Raw genomic sequence first — 19468 nt, 5'->3', positions numbered from 1 at the left:
CCCCCGGACCGACCCCCCGCCCCACCACCGCATCCCCGCCTACCCCGCGGCCGAGCGTGCCGTCCGCGCGCTCGCCGAAGCCGTCAAGTACGCCCAGTGGCGGCGCGACATCGCCGAGCCCGGCAAGGTGCCGGAGTACGACGACATCGACGAACAGGGCGCGGGCGAGCTGATCGAGCGCCTCCTGGCCAAGGCCGACGACGTCCGCGGCGTCACGCTCGACGCCGACGACGCCCACGACCTGCTCGCGCGGTACGGCATCGGCGTCCGCCGCGCGCTTCCCGCCCCCGACGCCGACACCGCCGTCCGCGCCGCGCGCGAGGCGGGCTACCCCGTCGCCCTCAAGACCACCGCACCCCACCTGCGCCACCGTCCCGACCTCGGCGGCGTCCGCCTCGACCTCGCCGACGAGGAACAACTGCGGCGCGCCTACCGGGAACTGACCCACACCCTCGGCAGGCCCGCCGAGCTGCGCCCCGTCGTCCAGGCCATGGTGGCCCGCGGCGTGGACACCGTCGTGCGCGCGGGCCACGACCCCGTCGCCGGCGCCGTGCTGTCCTTCGGGCTCGCCGGAGCGGCCTCGGAGCTGCTCGGCGACACCGCCCACCGGCTGATTCCGGTCACCGACCGGGAGGCGGGCAACCTCGTCCGATCGATCCGGACGGCCCCGCTCCTGTTCGGCTGGCGCGGCTCGGCCCCCGTGGACACCCCCGCCCTCGAAGAGCTCCTGATGCGCCTCTCGCGGCTTGTCGACGACCACCCCGAAGTGGTCACCGTCTCACTGGAGCCGGTGGTCGTCGCACAGGAGGGTCTCTCCGTGCTCAGCGCGTCCGTGCGTCTCGCCCCGCCGCCCGCCCGCGACGACCTGGGCCCGCGCACCCTGCCCGCGTACTGACGGCGGGCGCCCGTGGACCCGCCGACGCCCCGCGCGCGTGGCCGACGAGGGCACACAAGGGGTGCCCGGGCGGCCACTGGGCACCTTGGGCCAGGCGCCGGGCCGTAGGATGGACGGCATGGCAAAGACCGGTACGACGACCCAGGGGCTGCGCGCGGCGATCGAGCGCAGCGGCTACTACCCGGCCCTCGTGGCCGAGGCGGTGGAGGCCGCGATCGGCGGCGAGACCATCGGGTCGTATCTGGTCCACCAGGAGACCACGTTCGACGCGAACGAGGTCCGCCGCCACGTGACGGTCCTCGTGCTCACGGACACCCGCTTCATCGTCAGCCACACCGACGAGCAGGCGGCCGACTCCACGTCCCCGACGCCGTACGCCACCACCTCCACCGAGTCCGTGAAGATCGGCCGGATCTCGTCCGTGGTCGTCAGCCGCGTCGTCGCCAACCCGGAGAAGTACGTACCGGGATCCCTGCCCCGCGAGGTCGTCCTGACCATTGGCTGGGGCGCCGTCTCCCGCATCGACCTGGAGCCCGCCGCCTGCGGCGACCCCAACTGCGAGGCCGACCACGGCTACACCGGCAGCTCCACGGCCGACGACCTCAGCCTGCGCGTCAGCGAGGCCGGGGACGGCCCGGACACCGTCCGCCAGACCCTCGCGTTCGCCCAGGCACTCTCCGAGGCCACCGCGGCGGGCACGGACACCAGCCGCTGATGGGGCATCCAGCCTGGGACGACATCCAGCCGCTCGCCCTCGACTCCGCACCCCTGCCCGCGTACGGCACGGGATCGCTCGCCGACGTGCTGCCCACCCTGGTCGCCCACCAGGAGGTGGACGGCTTCGCCCCGCTCATCCCGGAGCTGGCCCCGGCCGACCGGAACTGCGTCTTCCTTATCGATGGCCTCGGCTGGGAGCAGCTGCGCGACCACGCCGCCGAAGCCCCGTTCCTGACCTCGCTGCTCGCCTCCTCGCGCGGCGGCACCGGCCGGCCCATCACCGCGGGCTTCCCCGCCACCACGGCGACCTCCCTGGCCTCCGTCGGCACCGGCCTGCCGCCCGGCGCCCACGGCCTGCCCGGCTACACGGTCCGCAACCCCGACAGCGGCGAGCTGATGAACCAGCTCCGCTGGAAGCCCTGGACCGACCCGCACGCCTGGCAGCCGTACCCGACGATCTTCCAGCGCGCCCACGACGCGGGCATCCACACCGCTCAGGTGTCCTCGCCGACCTTCGAGCACACCCCGCTCACCAAGATCGCCCTCAGTGGTGGCACCTTCCGCGGCCGCCTCTCCGGCGAGGACCGCATGGACCTCGCCGCCGAGCAGCTCGCCGCCGCCGACCGCACCCTGGTCTACACGTACTACGCCGAAGTCGACGGCAAGGGCCACCGCTTCGGCGTCGACTCCGACGCCTGGCGCGGCCAGCTGATGTACGTCGACCGGCTCGTGCAGCGCCTCGCCGAGCAGCTCCCGCCGCGCAGCGCCCTGTACGTCACCGCCGACCACGGCATGCTCGACATCCCCTTCGACGACGCCTCCCGCATCGACTTCGACGAGGACTGGGAGCTGCGCGCCGGAGTCGCCCTGCTCGGCGGCGAGGGCCGCGCCCGGCACGTCTACGCGGTGCCGGGCGCCGAGGCCGACGTCCTCACCGTCTGGCGCGAGGTGCTCGGCGAGCAGTTCTGGGTGGCGAGCCGGGACGAGGCGATCGCGGCGGGCTGGTTCGGCCCGCGCGTCGACGAACGCGTCCACGGACGCATCGGGGACGTCGTCGCCGCCGCCCACGCCGATGTCCTCATCACCGCCTCCCAGCGGGAGCCCAGGGAGTCCGCGATGGTCGGCAACCACGGCTCGATGACCCCCGCCGAACAACTCGTACCGCTCCTCGAAGTACGCTCCTAGCTGCTTCTTGACGTGTACGTCACGGACGGCACCCCTTCTCGTACGCCCCCGCGCACCTCCTCGCGCACCCACCGAAAGGCGCTCAACCCCCCATGCCTGAGCTGGTGTTCTTCTCCGGAACGATGGACTGCGGGAAGAGCACCCTCGCGCTGCAGATCGAGCACAACCGCTCGGCACGCGGTCTGCAGGGCATGATCTTCGCGCGCAACGACCGGGCGGGGGAGGGCAAGCTCTCCTCGCGGCTCGGCCTGGTCACGGAGGCCATCGAGGTGGCCGACGACCTCGACATCTACGCGTACCTCGTCGACCACCTCTCGCGCGGCGCCCGCGCCGACTACGTGATCGCCGACGAGGCGCAGTTCCTCGCGCCGGAGCAGATCGACCAGCTCGCGCGCGTGGTCGACGATCTGGGCGTGGACGTCTTCGCGTTCGGCATCACCACGGACTTCCGCTCCAAGCTGTTCCCCGGCTCCCAGCGCCTGGTCGAGCTCGCCGACCGCGTCGAGGTCCTCCAGGTCGAGGCCCTGTGCTGGTGCGGCGCCCGCGCCACGCACAACGCCCGCACCATAGGCGGCCAGATGGTCGTCGAGGGAGCCCAGATCGTCGTCGGCGACGTGAACCAGGCGTCCGGCGAAGTGGGCTACGAGGTGCTGTGCCGCCGTCACTACCGGCGCCGCATGACGGCGGCCTCCGCGCGCGCGGGCGCGCTGTCCCCCGACGTACTGCCGGTCGACACCCTGGAGCGGTCCTAGGGACCTAGCCGCTGGCGCGCGGATGCTCCGAGCGGATGAGCGTGAAGACCGCGCCCTCGGGGTCGGCGACCGTCGCGATCCGCCCGTACCGACCGTCCTGCGCGGGGCTGATCACATGGCCGCCGAGCTCGACCACCCGCTCCGCCGACGCGTCCACGTCCGCCGCTTCGAAGTACGTCATCCAGTGCGCGCCCCGGTCGCCCGGCAGTTCCTGCCCGACACCGCGCACCGAGGCCACCGGGAGGTCGTCGAGGCGCAGGGTCAGATAGTCCAACCCCGGGCTTGTGGCCGCTTTTTCGGTGTAGCCGAACAGCATCTGGTAGAACTTCGCGACCTCCTCGGTCTCGCGCGTCAGGAGCTCGTTCCAGGTCGGCGTGCCCGGCACGCCCGCGACCGCCGTGCCCCGGTGCGACGACGCCTGCCAGATGCCGAACACCGCCCCCGCGGGGTCCGACGCGATCGCCATGCGTCCGGCTTCGCCCGCGTCCAGCGGCCCCACGCCGACCGTGCCGCCGCAGTGCCGCACCATCTCGGCGGCCTCGCCCGCGTCGTCCGACGCCAGGTACGGGGTCCACGCGATGGGCAGATGGCGGTCGGCCGGCAGTTGTCCGATTCCCGCCACCTCGCAGCCGTCGAGCATCGCCCGCACGTAGGGGCCGAGCTGCTGCGGCCCGGGCTCGTAGGTCCAGCCGAAAAGCGCCGCGTAGAACTCCTGGGTCGCAGCCAGGTCGTGCGCCATCAGGCTCACCCAGCAGGGCGTGCCGGGTGTGCACCGCGCGCCCTCGGCGCGTCCGTCGTCCGGGCACCGTGCCTCGGTCATCGTCACTCTCTCCTCGGGCCCTCGTGACTTCGACAGCCCGGCGGCGACGGATCACGGCCAACAGAGTTCGAGTTCTGACACCTGTTGTCCGTTAGCTGTCGTCCGTCGTCGCCCAGCCGATGCCACTCCGCTTCGATTCCGCTTCGATTCGCTGTCCGAACGCACGTGCTTTCGCCGTGCGTATGCCCGCCCGTGCAGATGCTCGCATCACCTGGTGCCTGGCGCGCCCCGGCCGCGCCGCGCTCGCGGGCTCCCTCGCGGAGGATGCCCGATTTGCCATTTCTCATCCGTTAACGCGCGATTGCAGGGTTGTGTCCATCTGCGGTACGCGGCGTGCCCGTCTCCGTACGCCGCGTGTCCGGGCGTGGTCCGGCCGAGCAGGGTATCCGGAGCTGAGCGCGGCGGCCACCCCGTGCGCAAGGATGGGGCCCATGAATGCCATCATCTCCGCTTCCGAACTCGCGAGCGACTTGGCGGGCGAGAACCCGCCAGTGCTGCTCGACATCCGTTGGCAATTGAGTACGGCCAAGGCGGCCGGGGAGCCGCCCTTCGACGGGCGGGCCGAGTACGCGGCCGGGCACGTCCCCGGGGCGGTCTTCGTCGACCTCGACGCGGACCTCGCGGGCGCGGCGGGCCCCGGGGGCAGGCACCCGCTTCCGGATGTCGAGCGCTTCGGCGCGGTCATGCGGGCGGCCGGGGTCTCGGCGGACCGGCCGGTCGTCGTGTACGACGGCGGGCAGGGCTGGGCCGCCGCGCGTGCCTGGTGGCTGCTGCGCTGGACGGGTCACCCCGAGGTGCGGGTCCTGGACGGCGGGCTGGCCGCGTGGACCGGGGAGCTGGAGTCCGGCGAGGTGACCGCGCCGGTCGCGGGCACGTTCACGCCGGTCCCGGAGTCCGTGGGCCGCGTGGACGCGGACGGCGCGGCGGCCCTGGCCCGCTCCGGCCTGCTCCTGGACGCCCGCGCCGCGGAGCGCTATCGCGGCGACGTGGAGCCCATCGACCGCGTCGGCGGCCACATCCCCGGCGCGGTCTCGGCGCCCACCACGGAGAACGTCGCGGCGGACGGCCGCTTCCTCCCCGCGGACGAGCTGGCGGCCCGCTTCAAGTCCCTGGGGGCGTCCGGCACTTCGGAGGTCGGCGTGTACTGCGGCTCAGGCGTCTCCGGGGCCCACCAGGTCCTCGCCCTCGCGGTGGCGGGCGTCCCGGCGACGCTGTACGTCGGGTCGTGGTCGGAGTGGTCGTCGGACCCGGAGCGTCCGGTGGCGACGGGGCCCGATCCGCAGTAGCGCGGCGCAGCGGGCCGGACCGAGGAGGCCTGGCGCGTTCGCTGCGCGGCCGTCGCGCGCGGTGAGTCCTTCGCTGTGCGCGGGCGCCGCCCGGAGCGAGTTGTGGTGGACGAGTGAAGGGCCTGTACGCATGTCGCGTACAGGCCCTTCACCATGCTCTCGGTCGCTCGGACCGGCGTACGCGGGCTGATTTCGTGTGTGCCCCGCGCCGGTCGATCCTGCCGGGCGCCGCTACTCCTGCTTCTTGCGCCGGGTGCCGAACACGATCTCGTCCCAGCTCGGCACGGCGGCGCGGCGGCCGGGGCGGACGCCGTCGGCCTCGGCCTGGCGGTCCGTGGAGCCGACGAGGCGGTCGCGGTGGCTGGCCACGGCGCGCGGCATCAGGACGTCCGCGTACGCGGAACCGGCCGACGCGGCGGTCGCGGGCGGCTCCTCGGCCTCCGGCTCCTGCTCGGGCTCCTCCGCCGGTGCGGACGGCAGTTCGGCGGGTGCCGCGGCGGGACGCTCGGGGACGACCATGTCGCCGCGGAAGCTCGGCACGGCCTCCAGGAGGCTGGTGAGCGAGTCGCGTTCCTGCTCGGCGACGGCGGCGGGAGCGGCCGGCTCCTGGTCGGTCTCGGGCGCGGGTCCGCCGGGACGCTCCAGGGCGCGGTCGAGCGGCCGGTCCCGGGGGAGCCGGGCGATGCGCGGCACGAACGGGAAGCTGGGCTCGGGTGCCGCGATGTCGTCGGTCTCGCCGATCAGGGCGCGGGCCTCGTCGTCGACGGCCTGGACGAGCCGCCGGGGCGGGTCGTACGTCCAGCTCGCGGAGTGCGGCTCGGTCGCGACGCGGTAGACGAGCAGGACCTCCCAGGTGCCGTCGTCGCGGCGCCAGGAGTCCCACTGGACGGTCTCCTTGTCGGCGCCGCGCAGCAGCAGTCGCTCCTGGACGGCCTCGCCGAGCTGGGGTCCGGTGTTCTCGCCGGGACGGCGCACGGGGGTCTTCCGGGCCCGCTCGGCCATGAAGGCGCGCTCGGCGAGCACGGGGCCCTCGAAGCGGCGGACGCGGTCGACGGGGATTCCGGCGAGCGAGGCGACCTCTTCCGCGCTGGCACCGGCACGTATACGGGCCTGGATGTCGCGGGGGCGGAGGTGGCTCTCCACCTCGATCTCGATCTGTCCGAGTCGCGGGCGGTCGCCGCGCACGGCGGCGCGCAGCCGTTCGTCGATCGGAAGCGTGTACTCCGTGCTGTCCGCAGCTTTCAGCACCAGCCGTGTGCCGTCGTTGCTGACGGCCACGACACGCAGTTCGGGCATGGGGACCTCCCGGGTGGTGCCTGCCGACGTCACGTGCGTCGCTGCTTCCGCTAGTCGAGTGTGGCCTGCCCGGGTGCAGCCTGCCACAACCTTGCCGAGTTGCCCGGCGTGTCGGGCATGGGCCCTGGATCGCCGTTATGGCACGGTTACCGATTCGCAACGCTAAGTGACCAACTCGATCACCCTGTGCAGCGATCCCCCTCCCGGCGGTCCTGGCTGGCCCCGGGCACCCTGGCTGGAGACCGGACCCAGGGCTCGCAACACTACTCCATTCGGGCCACCCGGGTGGACCGGCACGCCGCCGAACTTCTCGTGGGGGAAGGGAGTTGGCGTCAGCCGATGCCGTGAGTCCCCCGCGCGCGCGTGGCGCTCTTCACGAAAAAGCCAAAAACGGAACTATTCGCTTCGGGCGTACGTCCCTTTCTCATGTACCTCGCGTAGCTCATACGTGAATGCGTAAGTCATGCGTGAAGTCGAGAAAGGCAGGCAAGGTCCGCAGATGCGTGAAAAGCCGGAAACCGGCGGGGAGTCGACGGACACGACGGAGGGTGAGTCGGAGAAGAAGCGGTTCGAGCTGAGTGTGCCGCAGGTGGCGGGGAGCGCCGTGGCGGCCGTCGTGGCCGCCAAGCTCGCCTCCTCCTTCGGCGTCTACGGAACGATCCTCGGCGCCGGTGTGGTGAGTGGCATCGCCACCTGCGGAGGCACGGTCTTCCAGCACTTCTTCTCGCGTACGGGCGAGCAGATACGTGACGTCGCGGTGCAGGCCAAGCCGAAGGCCCAGCAGGTCCCGGTGACGCAGGCCACGCCGGTGCCGGAGACGTTCCAGGCGCGGGCCCACATGGGCGGCGGTCCGGTCACCACGACGTGGGGAAGGGCCGTCCCGGACGCCGACCCGACGACGGCGCTCCCCGCGGATCCCACGGCGGCGCTCCCGACCGTCCACCCGGCCGACCCCACCGCGGCGCTCCCGGCCGTCGACCCCGCCGACCCCACGACGGCGCTCCCCGTGGCCGGAACCGACCCCGAGCGGACCCAGCTGCTCGGCTCCGTGGACGGCTCCGCGGACGCCACCCAGGTCCTGCCGCACGACCAGCACACCCGCGTCCTGCGCCAAGCCGGCCCCCTGGGCCACGCGGGCCCCGTCGGGCACGCCGCCTCCGCCGGACCCGTCGGCCCCCTGCCACCTGGCGGTCCCGCCCCCGTCGACCCCCCGTTCCCCTCGGACGACTTCTCCGAAGGGACTACGCACCGCACGCGCGTGCGCAGCTGGAAGCGGCCGTTGGTCGCCGCCGCCCTGGTCTTCGGGGTCTCGCTCGCCGGGATCACCACGTACGAGCTGGTGAGCGGCAAGAGCTTCAGCGGTGACGACAAGAGCACCACCATCCGGGACGCCTTCTCCAACAGCGGTTCCTCGTCGAAGAAGGGCGACGAGCCGACCACCGACGACCCCGGGAAGCAGTCGGACGACGGCACGTCCGGGCCGGACGACGGCTCGCAGCAGGGCGACGACCCGTCCACGGACCCGTCGGGCAAGCCCTCGCCCGGTGACGGCACCGGCTCGGGCAACGGCTCCGGGGACGGCTCCGGCGCGGACAAGGGCGACGGCGACACCGACACCGGCAGTGGCACGGGCAAGGACGACGGGTCGAAGCCCGACCCGAAGCCCACCCCCACCCCCACGCCGACACCGACGCCCACGCCGACCCCGTCGAGCGGCGGCGGCACCGGCAACGGCAACGGGAACGGCGACGTACAGGAGCAGCAGCAGGCGCCGGAGCAGTGACCCGCGGGGTGGGCCGCGTCAGTCGCCGAGGACCCGCCGCAGATAGGGGTTGGCGAACAGGCGGTCCGGGTCGAGCCGGTCGCGCAGGGCGGTGAACTCGCCGAAGCGCGGATAGGCCTTGGCCAGGTACGCGGCGTCGCGGGTGTGGAGCTTGCCCCAGTGGGGCCGCCCCTCGTGGGCGGTGAAGATCTCCTCCGCGGCGCTGAAGTACCGGCGCATGGGCGTGCCCTTGTAGAGGTGGACGGCGATGTACGCGCTGTCGCGGCCCGAGGCCGTCGAGAGCGTGATGTCGTCGGCGGGGGCGGTGCGCACCTCCACGGGGAAGCTGACGCGCAGCGGTGACCGCTCGATCATCGACTTCAGCTCGCGCAGGGTCTCGACCAGGGCCGCGCGCGGGACGGCGTACTCCATCTCGACGAAGCGCACCCGGCGCGGGCTGGTGAAGACCTTGTACGGGATGTCGGTGTAGGTCCGGGCCGACAGGGCCTTGCTGCTGAGCTTCGCGATGGTGGGGATGGTGGCGGGCAGGGCCCTGCCGAGCGAATTGGCGACCTGGAAGAGGCCGTTGGAGAGGAGTTCGTCCTCTACGAAGGCGCTGATCGCGTTCGGGGGAGCGGCCGGGCCGACGCTGCGGTTGTTGCGTTTGGTGTTGCAGTTGCCCGTGTGGGGGAACCAGTAGAACTCGAAGTGCTCGTTCTCGGTGGCCAGCTGGTCGAACTCGGCGGTGACCTGGTTGAAGGTCATCGGTTCCTCGCGGGCCTGGAGGAAGAAGATGGGCTCTACGGAGAACGTGATCGCGCTGATGACGCCGAGCGCGCCGAGTCCGACGCGGGCCGCGGCGAAGACGTCGGGGTGCTCGTCCTTGGAGCAGGTCAGGACGCGGCCGTCGGCGGTCACCAGCTCGAGCGCGGTGATCTGGGCGGCGATCGAGGCCGAGTCGCGGCCGGTGCCGTGCGTCCCGGTGCTGACGGCGCCGGACACCGTCTGCTCCATGATGTCGCCCATGTTCGTCAGCGACAGGCCCTCGCGGGCGAGCGCGGTGTTCAGGCGCTTGAGGGGCGTGCCCGCCTCCACGGTGACGGTTCCGGCCGCGCGGTCGATGTTCCTGATGCCGGTGAGGAGGTCGGGCCGCACCAGGAGGCCGTCGGTCGCGGCGGCGGCCGTGAAGGAGTGGCCGGTGCCGACGGGCTTGACCTTCAGGCCGTCCTCGCGGGCCCCGCGGATCGCGGCGACGAGCTCGTCGACCGAGGCGGGCGTCGCCTCGCGCGCGGGCCGCGAGGCGACCGTGCCCGCCCAGTTACGCCACGTCGTCGGCCTTCGTGAGCCGATCGCTGCCGTTCCCGCTCCCGTGCCCCTGCCCGTTCCCGTGCTCATGGGTCCCTCCCCGTCGCGGAACCGGCCGTTGCAGCCGGCGATACCCCAGGAATCCCACCACCACCGCGACCGCCCCGGACACCCCCGGGACCGCGTACCCCGCGCGCGAGCCCGCTGCGTCGATCACCCAGCCGGCCATGGCGGAGCCGAGCGCCACACCGACGGCGAGTCCCGTGCTGACCCAGGTCATGCCCTCGGTCAGCTTCGCGCGTGGTACGTGCTGTTCGACGAGGGCCATTGTCGTGATCATCGTCGGCGCGATGGACAGGCCCGCGACGAAGAGCGCCGCGGCCAGAAACGGAAGATTCCCGACCAGTTGAAGCGGGATCATACTCACGGCCATCGCGCAGACACCCAGCAGCCACCGGCGTGCGGGAGCCCCCTTGAAGTGCAGTAGACCGAAGCCGACGCCCGCCAGGCACGAGCCGAGCGCGTAGACGGCGAGCACCAGACTCGCGGCGCCCTTGTGGCCCTCGTCCTCGGCGAACGCCACCGTGACCACGTCGACCGCGCCGAAGATCGCGCCGGTCGCGACGAACGTGGCGACCAGGACCTGCAGCCCTCCGGAGCGCAACGCCGAGCCCCCGGTGTGGTGTTCGCGCGGATGCGGCACCGGCTCGGTCGCCCGCTGCGCCGTGAGCCAGAAGACGCCGACGGCGAGGAAGGCGCCCGCGAGCAGCGGACCGGCCTCGGGGAACCAGGCCGTGGACAGGCCGATCGAGATGATCGGCCCGAAGATGAAGCAGACCTCGTCCACGACGGACTCGAAGGAGTACGCCGTGTGCAGCTGCGGGGTGTCGCGGTACAGCGCCGCCCAGCGGGAGCGGACCATCGACCCCACGCTCGGCACGCAGCCGACGAACGCGGCGCAGACGAACAGCGTCCAGTCCGGCGTCTCGAACTTCGCGGCGAGCAGCAGCCCCGACACCGCGACCAACGACACCAGGGTCGCAGGCCGGAGCACCCGCCGCTGGCCGTGCCGGTCCACGAGCCGGGAGATCTGCGGGCCGATCGCCGCGGCGGACAGCGCGACGGTGGCCGACAGCGCGCCCGCGAGGCCGTACCGCCCGGTGAGCTGGGAGATCATCGTCACGATGCCGATGCCCATCATCGACAGCGGCATCCGACCGAGGAAGCCCGCGACGGAGAACCCCTTCGAGCCGGGGGCGGCGAATATGGCGCGGTAGGGGCTCGGCACGTGGGACTCCGCGGGGGCGGCGGAGCGCTCGAACAGCGGACTCCGGTAAGGCGTGAAGATGGCCGATACAGCTTACGGCCGCCGGGGCGTGGGCGCACCGTGTTTTCCGGGCCGCCGGGTGGCGGTTTCACCGCTGTCAGTGGCGAGTGGCAGGATCAAATACATGTCCGAAGCGCTGGATCCCACTCCCTATGACGCCTTGCTGCTGCTCTCGTTCGGCGGCCCCGAGGGGCCGGACGACGTCGTCCCGTTCCTGGAGAACGTGACGCGTGGCCGCGGCATCCCCAAGGAGCGCCTGAAGGAGGTGGGGCAGCACTACTTCCTGTTCGGCGGCGTGAGCCCCATCAACGATCAGAACCGCACCCTCCTCGACGCCCTGCGCAAGGACTTCGCGGACCACGGCCTCGACCTGCCGGTGTACTGGGGCAATCGCAACTGGGCGCCGTATCTGACGGACACCCTGCGCGAGTTGGTCCAGGACGGCCGCCGCCGCGTCCTGGTCCTCGCCACCAGCGCGTACGCGTCGTACTCGGGCTGCAGGCAGTACCGCGAAGACCTCGCGGCCGCCCTGGCCACCCTCAGGGACGAGGGCCTCGCCGTGCCCCGCGTGGACAAGCTCCGGCACTACTTCAACCACCCCGGCTTCGTGCGCCCCATGATCGACGGCGTCCTGAGGTCCCTGGCCGACCTCCCCGAGGACGTGCGTGACGGCGCGCACCTGGCCTTCACGACGCACTCCATCCCCACCGCCGCGGCCGACACCTCCGGCCCCGCCGAGACCCACGGCGACGGCGGCGCGTACGTGCGCCAGCACCTGGACGTGGCGGCCCTGATCGCCGACGCGGTCCGCGCGGAGACCGGCGTCGACCGCCCCTGGCAGCTCGTCTACCAGTCGCGCAGCGGCGCCCCCCACATCCCCTGGCTCGAGCCCGACATCTGCGACCACCTGGAGGAGCGGCACGAGGCCGGTGCCCCGGCCGTGGTCATGGTCCCGATCGGCTTCGTGTCGGACCACATGGAGGTCCTGTACGACCTCGACACCGAGGCCACGGCGAAGGCCGCGGAGCTCGGCCTGCCGGTGCGCCGCTCGGCCACCGTCGGCGCCGACCCGCGGTTCACCGCCGCCGTCCGCGAGCTGGTCCTGGAGCGCGCCGCCACCGAGAGCGGGCGCCCGGTGACGCCCTGCGCCCTGGGCGCCCTCGGCGCGAGCCACGACCTGTGCCCCGTGGGCTGCTGCCCGGCCCGCGCCCCCAAGCCCGCCGCCGCGGGCGCCGACAGCCCGTTCGCCTAGTACGCCGCACCGAGGAGCACCGTGACCGCCCCCGCCCCCGATGACCGGCTCAAGGCCGAACTGCTCGCCGTCGCCCTGGAAGCCGCGACCCGCGCCGGCGACCTGCTGCGCGACGGCCGTCCGGCCGACCTCGGCGTCGCCGCTACCAAGAGCAGCGCCGTCGACGTCGTCACCGAGATGGACATCGCCTCCGAGAAGCTGATCACGGACTTCTTCGCCGAGCGCAGGCCCGACGACGGCGTGCTCGGCGAGGAGGGCGCGAGCTCCGCGGGCACCAGCGGCGTCCAGTGGGTCGTCGACCCCATCGACGGCACCGTGAACTACCTGTACGGCCGCCCGGACTGGGCGGTGTCGATCGCCGCCCGCAAGGACGGCGAGACCCTGGTCGGCGTCGTCCACGCGCCCGTGCGCGGCGAGACGTTCCGCGCGGTCCTCGGGCAGGGCGCGTACGTCGGCGACAGGACCGCCCGGGTCCGCCCGGCGCCCCCGTTCGAGCAGGCCCTCATCGGCACGGGCTTCGGGTACGTCGCCGAGCGGCGCGCCCACCAGGCCGAGGTGGCCCGGCACCTGCTGCCGCGCGTGCGGGACATCCGGCGGGCCGGTTCGGCGGCCATCGACCTGTGCGACGTGGCGGCGGGCCGCCTGGACGCGTACTACGAACGGGGCCTGAACCCCTGGGACTTCGCGGCCGGTGACCTCATCGCCCGGGAGGCGGGCGCCCTGACCGGCGGCCGCCCCGGAGAGCCCCTCTCGGGCGAGCTGACGGTGGCGGGTCCGCCCGGCCTCTTCGAGCCCCTCCAGGCCCTCCTCGACGACCTCGGCGCCTGGCACGACTGACCCGGTCCGGTCGGGCCGGTATCGGTGAGGTGGGTGAGCCGGGGCGCCCGGCCCCGGAGCCCCGTGCCCGGAGCTCGGCGACCGGACGCACGACTGGGCCCCGACACCTCCTGGAAGGTGTCGGGGCCCTGTCGCGTGCGGCCCGGACCGGACGCTGGAGACATCCCGGTCCGTGTGTCGGTCAGTGGGTCGGGGCGGCGACCTCCACGCCGTGCTCGGCTGCCAGGCGGTGCAGATCCTCCAGCTCGGCCAGTTCCACCTCGGCCAGGAAGTCGTCGCCTGTCTCGCGGGCCCGCGTGAGGTCGGACTCCGTGGTCTTTATGCGCTGCAGGAGACCTGCGGTGAATGCGTCCATGGTTGCGCCCCCTCGGCTGGGTCGTGGGTCGGTGGCACGGGGGTGTGCCGTGGAGAAGGGGCGATCACGTCCGGCGCCCGCTGCGTGAAGCAGGTCGTGGCGTGCCACATACGAAGCGTGATCGCGGGTGTAAGGCCGTCCTCCCCCCGCCCCCTTCGACGGAAACCTCAACCGGAGCAGAAAATCCCGTATTCCCGGGGCCCGAGGCCGCCTTACAGCCGGTTTATGGCCGAAAGGGGCAGGATGGAGGTCTCACTCCATGTACAGGCCTGCCCTGGCGCGTCCGCGCGCGGGGCACAGAGGAAGGACAAGCGACGTGCGCGTACTCGTCGTCGAGGACGAGCAGCTGCTCGCCGATGCGGTGGCCACCGGACTGCGCCGGGAGGCCATGGCAGTCGACGTCGTGTACGACGGCGCGGCCGCCCTGGAACGCATCGGCGTGAACGACTACGACGTCGTCGTCCTGGACCGCGACCTGCCCGTCGTCCACGGCGACGACGTCTGCCGCAAGATCGTCGAGCTCGGCATGCCGACGCGCGTCCTGATGCTCACCGCGTCCGGCGACGTCAGCGACCGCGTCGAGGGCCTGGAGATCGGCGCGGACGACTATCTCCCCAAGCCCTTCGCGTTCAGCGAGCTCACCGCCCGGGTGCGCGCCCTCGGACGGCGCACCAGCGTGCCGCTGCCGCCCGTCCTGGAGCGCGCCGGCATCAAGCTCGACCCGAACCGCCGTGAGGTGTTCCGCGACGGCAGGGAGATCCAGCTGGCGCCCAAGGAGTTCGCGGTCCTGGAGGTGCTGCTGCGCAGCGAGGGTGCCGTCGTCTCCGCGGAGCAGCTCCTGGAGAAGGCCTGGGACGAGAACACGGACCCGTTCACGAACGTCGTCCGGGTGACCGTCATGACCCTGCGCCGCAAGCTCGGCGAGCCCGCCGTCATCGTGACGGTGCCGGGCTCCGGCTACCGGATCTGAACGCGGTGGCCGCGACGCCCGCGCCCCCAGGGGCGCCCCCGAAGCCCACCTGGGACCCGAGGAAGATCGACGCACCCTTCCCGTGGCTGCGCCCGACCATCCGGATACGGCTCACGCTGCTGTACGGCGGGATGTTCCTGATCGCGGGCATCTTGCTGCTCTCGATCATCTACCTCCTCGCCGCACAGGCCCTGAACACCGGCAACGAACCCCTCTTCAAGATCGTGAGTGCCCGGGAGATCCGGGTGACCAGCGACAACTGCCCGCAGGCCTCCTCGGGCAGCATGACGATCCCCGAGTTCAACGCCGCGATCAGCGCCTGCACCGACCACCAGCGCCAGGTCGCCCTGGACAACCTGCTCAGCCGCTCGCTCCTCGCTCTGCTCGGCCTCGCGGTCATCGCCTTCGCCTTCGGCTACGCGATGGCGGGCCGTGTGCTGTCCCCGCTCGGCCGGATCACCCGCACCGCGCGCGCGGTGGCGGGCTCGGACCTGTCCCGCCGCATCGAGCTGGACGGCCCGGACGACGAGCTGAAGGAGCTGTCGGACACCTTCGACGAGATGCTGGAGCGGCTCCAGCGCGCGTTCACGGCCCAGCAGCGCTTCGTCGGCAACGCCTCGCACGAGCTGCGCACACCCCTGGCGATCAACCGCACCCTCCTTGAGGTGCACCTGTCCGACCCCGGCGCACCCGTGGAGCTGCAGCAGCTAGGCAAGACCCTGCTCGCCACCAACGAGCGCAGCGAGCAGCTCGTGGAGGGCCTGCTGCTGCTCGCCCGCAGCGACAACCAGATCGTGGAGCGCAAGCCCGTGGACCTCGCGGAGGTCGCCGACCGCGCCGTCGACCAGGCGCTGTCCGAGGCCGACGACAAGGGCGTGCAGATCCGCGGCGAGCGGGGCCCGGCGGTCGTGCAGGGCAACGGCGTGCTCCTGGAGCGCATCGCGCTGAACCTCGTGCAGAACGCCGTGCGCTACAACGTGAAGGAGGAGGGGTGGGTGGAGGTGACCACGGAGGCCCAGCACGGCCAGGCCGTCCTCGTGGTGACCAACACCGGCCCCGTGGTGCCCGCGTACGAGATCGACAGCCTCTTCGAGCCCTTCCGGCGCCTGCGCACCGAGCGCACCGGCAGCGACAAGGGGGTCGGTCTCGGCCTGTCCATCGCCCGGTCGGTGGCGCGGGCCCACGGGGGCCGTATCATCGCGGAGCCGCGCGAGGGGGGTGGGCTCGTGATGCGAGTCACCCTGCCGATCTGAGATGCTGCCGCACAAGCGCCAGGATGTTCGCTTTACGCGGAATTTTCGGGACCTGATCTCCGAGGATTCCTGTGTGATCGATCACAGGAGCGATTTTTCGGCCATCTACTCTCCGTGACCGTCGAAGTCGCCGGAAAGCCGGGAAAATCCGGGTTTTCGGGGGTCTTGATCACGGGAAGTACTCGGGGTGGCGCCCGTGAAGTGCGACATTCGGACCGTGTACGGTCCCGATCGCCATCCAAACCGATCACCTCTTCAGGGGTGCGGTTGGGTGTCGATTGAGTAACAGACCTTGATGTGAGGCAAAATCTCCGCCTCAGGTCGGGCACAAGTCCGGCCTCTCACGCGTTACGTGCGCTGAGACACCGCAGACACCCAGAGGGGGAGAGCGACATGGCAACGGACTACGACACCCCACGCAAGACCGACGATGACGTCAACGAGGACAGCATCGAGGAGCTGAAGGCCCGGCGGAACGACAAGTCGACGTCGTCGGTAGACGTCGACGAGTTCGAGGCCGCGGAAGGCCTGGAGCTGCCCGGCGCGGACCTGTCCAACGAGGAGCTCGCCGTGCGCGTGCTCCCCAAGCAGCAGGACGAGTTCACGTGCATGAGCTGCTTCCTGGTGCACCACCGCAGCCAGCTGGCCCGGGAGAAGAACGGCCAGCCGATCTGCCGCGACTGCGACTGAAGCGGGGTCGGCCGTGACAGGCTCGACCCCGCCCAGGAAGCACCGCTTCCAGGACCAGGGAGCGGACGTGGACGCGCCCGAGCGCGCGTCGGAGGCCGAGCGGGGCCCTGAGGCCTCGCTCGACCCTGCCGGCACCTCGTCGCACGGCGACGGCGCCACAGGGGCACAGGACGCCGCTGAGGCGGCTTACGAGGCGGTTCCCGCGCTGGTGCGCGGTTCCGCCCTGGCAGTGCCGGAGACGGCCGCTCTCGCAGCGGCGGACAGGGAGTTCGACGGGGAAGGCACGGAGACGGACGAGCAGGGGGCCCGAGGCAAGGGCCGCCGCCTCACCGCCGTCACGACCGGACTGAAGAACGGCGTGCGCCGCGGTGGGCGCAGCGCCAAGGCCGGCATCGGCTATCTCGCCGACCGGATCATCGAGAACGCCCCGCGGGTCCCGGTCCGCGACCTGGCGACGCTCCGCAAGCAGTTCCCGGGCCTCGGCCCCGAGCAGCTCGCGGACAAGCTCATCGCCGGGGCGGCGAACGCGACCTCCACGGTGGGCGCCGGAGTCGGCGCGGCGGCGATGCTGCCCGTGCCGCCCGCCATGCCCGCCGAGCTGGCCGCCGAGATCACCGGCGTCGCGGCCATAGAGCTGAAGCTCATCGCGGAGCTGCACGAGGTCTACGGCCGCCGGCCCGAGGGCAACCTCAAGGAGCGCAGCGCCGCGTATCTGCGCGCCTGGACCGAGGAGCGCGGCATCGACGTGGTCAAGCCCGCGTCGATCAACGCGGCCCTCGGCAGCCACATGAAGCGTGAACTGCGCCAGCAGATCATGAAGCGGATGGTGCGCAACCTGCCGAACCTGCTGCCCTTCATGGTGGGCGCGGCGGTCGGCGCCGTGATGAACCGCAGGGACACCAAGAAGGTCGCCGAGCGCGTGCGGACGGACCTGCGCCGGACCCAGGTGCCGTGGGACGCGCTCGAGGGCCTGCCGCCCCTGGAGGCCCCCGTCGACCCGCTGCGGCTCGGGCACAAGCCCAAGGAGCTCGGGGGCTGAAGTCCCTGGCCCGCGGCGCTCCAGGAGGGCCGCTCGGGGCCGGACGCCGCCACGGCGGGGGACAGGGGCCCGTCGGGCGGGGGACAGGGCCCGTCGAGGGACCCGGTGCGCTACGCCGCGCGTACGGCGTTCAGGGCCGCCGCCAGGCCCTCGGGGTTCCGCGTCGACAGATACACGTACGGAGTGGGGTCATCGGGGTCCGTCACCTCTACCCGCAGTGCCGTAGGGATGTAGCTGCGCAGCACCATGAACGCCCGCGGATCCGCCTTGTAGGTCCGCCAGGCGCGGGCCTCGGCCTCGTCCAGGGGCTCGGCCGCCCCCAGCGCCGTCACCGGGATCTTCGCGTCGCCCGCGACCAGGGAGCCCGCCACGACACGGATCCGCACCGCGCCGTAGGTGCTGGTGAGGACCGCCGCCAGGGCCGTCCCGCCGACCAGGCCGCCGAGGAGCGGCAGGGTGCCGAGCGGGAGCATCGTCAGGCCCGCCGCGACACCGACGAGGACCGAGACGAGCCACCACGAACGGGGCGCGGTCAGGCGTTCTTCGTAAGGCTGCATGAAGCCAAGCTTGGCACGGTGCGCGACGGCCGCTGACGCGGAGGTAAGGTCTGCGCCTGTGAGTGGTACATCAGCAGCTCTGACACCCCCGGCGGACGCCATACGTCCCGCCCGCCACCCGGACGCACCCGCGCCCGGCGAGCTCATCGGCGCGCACTACGAGCACTGTTTCGGGTGCGGGGGAGGGCAGGCCCACGGGCTGCACCTGGAGGCGCGGGCCGGTGAAGGCGTCGCCATCACCGCCGAGTTCACGGTGCGCGAGGCGCACCAGGGAGCCCCGGGGCTCGCGCACGGCGGCGTGCTCGCCACCGCGCTCGACGAGACGCTCGGCTCCCTGAACTGGCTGCTGCGGGTGATCGCCGTGACCGGACGCCTGGAGACGGACTTCCGGCGGCCCGTTCCGGTCGGCACCGTGCTGTTCCTGGAGGCGGAGGTGACCGCCGTCGCCGGGCGCAAGATCTACTCCACCGCCACCGGCCGGATCGGCGGGCCCGAAGGTCCCGTCGCCGTGCGTGCCGAGGCCCTCTTCATCGAGGTGAAGGTGGACCACTTCATCGAAAACGGCCGCCCGGAGGAGATCCGCGCGGCCATGAACGACCCGGACCAGATCCGGCGCGCCCGCGCCTTCGAGGTGAACCCGTGACCCACCCTGCCCCTTTGGACGTGCTGATCCGGCGCGTCGACCCCGACGTACCGCTGCCGTCGTACGCGCAGCCCGGCGATGCCGGTGCCGATGTGCGGACGACCGAGGCCTGCGAACTGGCGCCCGGTGAACGGGCGGTGCTGCCGACGGGGGTCTCCATCGCGCTGCCCGAGGGGTACGCGGCCTTCGTGCACCCCCGCTCGGGCCTCGCCGCACGCTGCGGTGTCGCCATGGTGAATGCCCCGGGGACGATTGATGCCGGGTACCGTGGGGAGATCAAGGTGATCGTGGTGAATCTCGACCCGCGCGAGAGCGTGCGGTTCGAGCGCTTCGACCGGATTGCCCAACTGGTCGTCCAGCAGGTCGAGAAGGTGCGCTTCCAGGAGGTGGCGGAGCTTCCCGGCTCGGTGCGGGCCGAGGGGGGATTCGGGTCCACCGGAGGCCATGCCGCCGTGGGCGCCAGCGCCGATGAACAAACGGGTGGGAATCGATACGCGTCGGTCGTATCCGACCGGGAAGGACAGTGA

At 72.4% G+C, this 19468-nt stretch carries 20 protein-coding genes; 14 read left to right on the top strand and 6 right to left on the bottom strand.

The genetic code is table 11. The features are described from left to right. From OO63_RS37390 to OO63_RS37375, 4 genes are all read left to right on the top strand, one after another. Positions 1-895: acetate--CoA ligase family protein (locus OO63_RS37390; protein WP_033264830.1), on the top strand; the 895-nt coding region annotated here is incomplete at its 5' end. Positions 896-1013: 118 nt separating this feature from the next. Beyond that, complete coding sequence (locus OO63_RS37385; RefSeq protein ID WP_030357339.1) at positions 1014-1610, top strand: DUF5998 family protein; 597 nt, start codon at positions 1014-1016, stop codon at positions 1608-1610. Next, positions 1610-2797 carry an alkaline phosphatase family protein gene (locus OO63_RS37380; RefSeq protein ID WP_030357338.1) on the top strand — a complete coding sequence of 396 codons (1188 nt, stop codon included), beginning with the start codon at positions 1610-1612 and terminating at the stop codon, positions 2795-2797. The genes OO63_RS37385 and OO63_RS37380 overlap by 1 nt, the downstream gene beginning before the upstream one ends. A gap of 92 nt (positions 2798-2889) precedes the next feature. Further along, a complete protein-coding gene (locus tag OO63_RS37375; RefSeq protein ID WP_030357337.1) occupies positions 2890-3549 on the top strand; it encodes a thymidine kinase in 660 nt (219 codons plus the stop codon). 4 nt (positions 3550-3553) lie between these two features. Here OO63_RS37375 and OO63_RS37370 read toward each other — a convergent pair whose 3' ends face one another. Continuing rightward, on the bottom strand, positions 3554-4369 hold the full coding sequence (locus OO63_RS37370; RefSeq protein WP_030357336.1) for a VOC family protein: 816 nt from the start codon (positions 4367-4369) through the stop codon (positions 3554-3556). Positions 4370-4800: 431 nt separating this feature from the next. Between OO63_RS37370 and OO63_RS37365 the strand changes: the two genes are divergently transcribed. Then, complete coding sequence (locus tag OO63_RS37365) at positions 4801-5655, top strand: sulfurtransferase (protein ID WP_030357335.1); 855 nt, start codon at positions 4801-4803, stop codon at positions 5653-5655. Between the two features lie 231 nt (positions 5656-5886). On the opposite strand, the gene sepH is transcribed toward OO63_RS37365, so the two are convergent. Then, positions 5887-6951 carry a septation protein SepH gene (gene sepH / locus OO63_RS37360; RefSeq protein WP_030357334.1) on the bottom strand — a complete coding sequence of 355 codons (1065 nt, stop codon included), beginning with the start codon at positions 6949-6951 and terminating at the stop codon, positions 5887-5889. Between the two features lie 499 nt (positions 6952-7450). On the opposite strand from sepH, the gene OO63_RS37355 reads away from it, so the two are divergent. After that, entirely contained in the window at positions 7451-8734 is a 1284-nt protein-coding gene (locus OO63_RS37355) for a hypothetical protein (RefSeq protein WP_051811573.1), read from the top strand. Positions 8735-8752: 18 nt separating this feature from the next. On the opposite strand, the gene OO63_RS37350 is transcribed toward OO63_RS37355, so the two are convergent. Beyond that, positions 8753-10108, bottom strand: coding sequence for a D-arabinono-1,4-lactone oxidase (locus OO63_RS37350; protein ID WP_199819461.1), 1356 nt, complete (start codon positions 10106-10108; stop codon positions 8753-8755). Further along, complete coding sequence (locus OO63_RS37345; protein ID WP_033264829.1) at positions 10032-11306, bottom strand: MFS transporter; 1275 nt, start codon at positions 11304-11306, stop codon at positions 10032-10034. The genes OO63_RS37350 and OO63_RS37345 overlap by 77 nt, the downstream gene beginning before the upstream one ends. Positions 11307-11469: 163 nt before the next feature. Here OO63_RS37345 and OO63_RS37340 point away from each other — a divergent pair, with 163 nt between their 5' ends. After that, positions 11470-12597, top strand: a complete 1128-nt coding sequence (locus OO63_RS37340) for a ferrochelatase (protein WP_030357330.1) — start codon at positions 11470-11472, stop codon at positions 12595-12597. Positions 12598-12618: 21 nt separating this feature from the next. Further along, on the top strand, positions 12619-13434 hold the full coding sequence (locus OO63_RS37335; protein WP_030357329.1) for an inositol monophosphatase family protein: 816 nt from the start codon (positions 12619-12621) through the stop codon (positions 13432-13434). A 181-nt stretch (positions 13435-13615) separates the two neighbouring features. Here OO63_RS37335 and OO63_RS46180 read toward each other — a convergent pair whose 3' ends face one another. Further along, on the bottom strand, positions 13616-13789 hold the full coding sequence (locus OO63_RS46180; RefSeq protein WP_169786659.1) for a hypothetical protein: 174 nt from the start codon (positions 13787-13789) through the stop codon (positions 13616-13618). A gap of 316 nt (positions 13790-14105) precedes the next feature. Here OO63_RS46180 and OO63_RS37330 point away from each other — a divergent pair, with 316 nt between their 5' ends. The 4 genes from OO63_RS37330 to OO63_RS37315 all read left to right on the top strand — a co-directional run bounded on the left by OO63_RS37330 (position 14106) and on the right by OO63_RS37315 (position 17741). Further along, positions 14106-14759 (top strand): response regulator transcription factor, encoded by a 654-nt coding sequence (locus OO63_RS37330; RefSeq protein WP_030357328.1) that lies wholly within the window; start codon positions 14106-14108, stop codon positions 14757-14759. 5 nt (positions 14760-14764) lie between these two features. Then, entirely contained in the window at positions 14765-16012 is a 1248-nt protein-coding gene (locus OO63_RS37325) for a sensor histidine kinase (RefSeq protein ID WP_030357327.1), read from the top strand. Between the two features lie 393 nt (positions 16013-16405). Further along, a complete protein-coding gene (locus tag OO63_RS37320; protein WP_030357326.1) occupies positions 16406-16702 on the top strand; it encodes a DUF4193 domain-containing protein in 297 nt (98 codons plus the stop codon). Between the two features lie 13 nt (positions 16703-16715). Further along, entirely contained in the window at positions 16716-17741 is a 1026-nt protein-coding gene (locus tag OO63_RS37315; protein ID WP_078619605.1) for a hypothetical protein, read from the top strand. Positions 17742-17851: 110 nt separating this feature from the next. Here the strand turns inward: OO63_RS37315 and OO63_RS37310 are convergent, their stop codons facing one another. Continuing rightward, a complete protein-coding gene (locus OO63_RS37310) occupies positions 17852-18298 on the bottom strand; it encodes a DUF3093 domain-containing protein (protein WP_030357324.1) in 447 nt (148 codons plus the stop codon). A gap of 58 nt (positions 18299-18356) precedes the next feature. On the opposite strand from OO63_RS37310, the gene OO63_RS37305 reads away from it, so the two are divergent. Together OO63_RS37305 and dut are read left to right on the top strand one after the other, a co-directional pair. Continuing rightward, positions 18357-18941 (top strand): PaaI family thioesterase, encoded by a 585-nt coding sequence (locus OO63_RS37305; protein WP_030357323.1) that lies wholly within the window; start codon positions 18357-18359, stop codon positions 18939-18941. A 20-nt stretch (positions 18942-18961) separates the two neighbouring features. Further along, entirely contained in the window at positions 18962-19468 is a 507-nt protein-coding gene (dut, locus tag OO63_RS37300) for a dUTP diphosphatase (RefSeq protein ID WP_033264831.1), read from the top strand.

Origin of the sequence: Streptomyces alboflavus (assembly GCF_000716675.1) — a bacterium.
Lineage (GTDB): Bacteria > Actinomycetota > Actinomycetes > Streptomycetales > Streptomycetaceae > Streptomyces > Streptomyces alboflavus.
This window is presented reverse-complemented; position numbering and strand designations above follow the sequence as displayed.